Source organism: Streptomyces sp. SID4985 (assembly GCF_009863025.1).
Lineage (GTDB): Bacteria > Actinomycetota > Actinomycetes > Streptomycetales > Streptomycetaceae > Streptomyces.
This window is the reverse complement of record NZ_WWIR01000077.1, coordinates 1-2417: the sequence shown is the minus strand read 5'-3', so window position 1 is coordinate 2417 and position 2417 is coordinate 1. Positions and strand designations below refer to the sequence as shown.

Annotated in this window: 2 protein-coding genes, 1 tRNA gene and 1 pseudogene; 2 read left to right on the top strand and 2 right to left on the bottom strand. The window is 64.3% G+C overall.

The annotated features are described in order from the left end of the window. Together GTW40_RS03220 and GTW40_RS03215 are read right to left on the bottom strand one after the other, a co-directional pair. A partial coding sequence (locus GTW40_RS03220; protein ID WP_161178615.1) for a hypothetical protein occupies nt 1–829 on the bottom strand: 829 nt, incomplete at its 3' end. Nucleotides 830–1083: 254 nt separating this feature from the next. After that, nucleotides 1084–1155: transfer RNA gene (locus tag GTW40_RS03215), tRNA-Arg, on the bottom strand. Nucleotides 1156–1261: 106 nt separating this feature from the next. Here GTW40_RS03215 and GTW40_RS03210 point away from each other — a divergent pair. Together GTW40_RS03210 and GTW40_RS03205 are read left to right on the top strand one after the other, a co-directional pair. Continuing rightward, entirely contained in the window at nt 1262–1774 is a 513-nt protein-coding gene (locus tag GTW40_RS03210; protein ID WP_343245606.1) for a response regulator, read from the top strand. Between the two features lie 125 nt (nt 1775–1899). Continuing rightward, nucleotides 1900–2417 (top strand): annotated as a pseudogene (locus tag GTW40_RS03205) (hypothetical protein); the annotation flags it as partial.

The following is a 2417-nucleotide window of genomic DNA, read 5'->3' as shown; positions in this document are numbered from 1 at the left end:
GGCCGGGGTCTGATCCTAGTCGAGCCAGGCTTGCCAGCACGTGATAGAGGGTGACAAAGCGAATCTTGAATACGGTGTATTCGAGATCAAGGACATCGGCGCCTGTGACTAGCAGGGAGGTTGCAAAGTTCACCATCGCCTGAAAGTTGGTTAGGAGTCCATTGAGTACTGGCGTTTCGCGTCCGTTGAAGACCTGTCGATAATATCGATCTGCCCTAACTTCCGAGTCGTCTAGTGCTCTTCTCGTTATATGGCTGGCGAAGGTCTTGGGGTCATCGGCGTCGATCGATGCCCCCAGAGCGGCCAGGCAGCGCCCCATCTGTTCTGTGATCGATTTGACGTAGGCCCCGCCGTCTTTTTTAAAGAGGAGCTTGGATTTTATTCCTATATGGAAGGCGGCGGAATGGTTTGTGCTGAAGATGATGCCGTTGTAGGTGAAGAGAGCCAGGTCAACTTCGAGGAAACGAGCGAGTCGAAGCCAGGTATTTCCTAGGAAGTGATCGGAGTGGGTTCCGATGATCTCTTTTCTATAGAAGTCAAGTTGTCCTGTCACCCAACGCTGGTTGTCTTCAAACAGCTTCAGGCTGTTTCGGGATCGGGCGCACACTTCCGCTGCTTCCGCTGAGAAGTCCAGCGATGGGGATGGTGTGATCATGTTGATCTTTGCGCGGGCCTCGTGGATGACGAGGGACGTGAAGGGCATCATGCAGAAGGACACGATCCCTGCCAGCGCCTCGTGCCGAGGATCGAGCAGTGCACCGAAAAATCGGCCCATGTACTTGGCGTCCTGAGTGACTCCCGCGCTGACAACTTCTTCCCTTGTGGGCAAGGCGACCCCCTCGTTGCTCGTGGAGGAGTGGACGATGCCGTGAGGAGCGGAGCCGGCGCAACAGGGTTCCGGTGCGGGTCTCGGAACTGCCAGCAGGCGTTGCGACGGCCGGGTGCGGCCCCTTGTTCACGCACCACTCACGCGCAACCAGCGCCATATAACGACAAAGGGTCGGACTCAGTGAGACTGAGTCCGACCCTTGACTTACGGCACTTCAGCAGGTCAGCGGGTTCATTACGCTATCCGAGCTGGAGTGCCCCCGGCAGGATTCGAACCTGCGCACACGGCTCCGGAGGCCGTTGCTCTATCCCCTGAGCTACGGGGGCGTGTCGGGCGTTGCGCTGGGCGCTTGCGGCGACGGGTAGAACCCTAGCAGGTCTGTCGGGGTGATCAGGAACGGGTTTGGGGGCGGTGTCCCCCGGGAGGCTGGAAGTGGGGAAAAGCCGGACGCGGCGGCCCGGGCCGACCTACTCTCGAGTTGTGTCAGGCGCCACTGGCCGGGTGCTCGTCGTGGACGACAGCAACGTCATCCGGCAGCTGATCAGGGTCAACCTCGAGCTGGAAGGGCTGGAGGTCGTGACCGCGGTCGACGGTGCCGAGTGTCTGGACGTGGTGCACCAAGTGCGCCCCGACGTGGTGACACTCGACGTCGTCATGCCCCGGCTCGACGGGCTCAGTACCGCCGCCCGTCTCCGGGCCGACCCCCGTACGCGTGATCTCCCGCTCGCCATCATCAGCGCGTGCACCCAGTACGAGGTCGAGAGCGGTCTCGGTGCCGGCGTCGACGCCTTCCTCCCCAAACCCTTCGAGCCCGACGAGCTCGTCCGGCTCGTCAAGGGGCTCATGGCGCGGGGGAAGAAGGGGAAGAGGAACGGGCTGCATGAGGGGGGCGATGACGACGTCAACGGTGGGGTCGCGGGTGGGTGTGGATCGGTGATCAGTTAGGTCCCGCCTGGGTTCGTCGGATGTTCATATCTCCCTCCACCCCCACCTCCGTGTCATCTACTACCGCCTCCGCCTCCCGTCCTCCCCGTCCCACACCCCCCACCCGCCTCCCCTACGCTTGTCCCGTGACCCCCCTCGACCTCTCCCGGACCGTCCTGGACGCCGTCCGGTGTGCCGTGGACGCGGGGGAGCTGAGCGTGGATCTTCCTGAGCGGGTCGTCGTCGACCGGCCCGGGCCCGGGGGATGCGGGGACTTCGCCACCAACGTCGCCCTGCGGCTCGCCCGGCCCGCCAACGAGACCCCGCTGCGCGTCGCCGAGATACTGCGGCCCCACCTCGTCACGGCCGAGGGCATCCAGGACGTCGTCATCACCGGCCCCGGCTTCCTCAACATCAGCCTCGCCGCGCGTGACGACCTCACCGCCGGGATCGTCGACGACATCCTCACGCGTGGCACCGCCTACGGCCACAGCCGCGCCCTCGCCGGGCAGGTCGTCGTACTCCGGGTGCCGTACGAGGTGCGGGCCGAGGTCGTCGCCGACGCCGTGGCCCGTATCGTCGCCACCCAGGGCGGCCGCGCCGAGATCGCGCACCTCAAGCCCGACGACGAGGACCGAAGCACCGGCGTTCTCCGCCCCGTCCC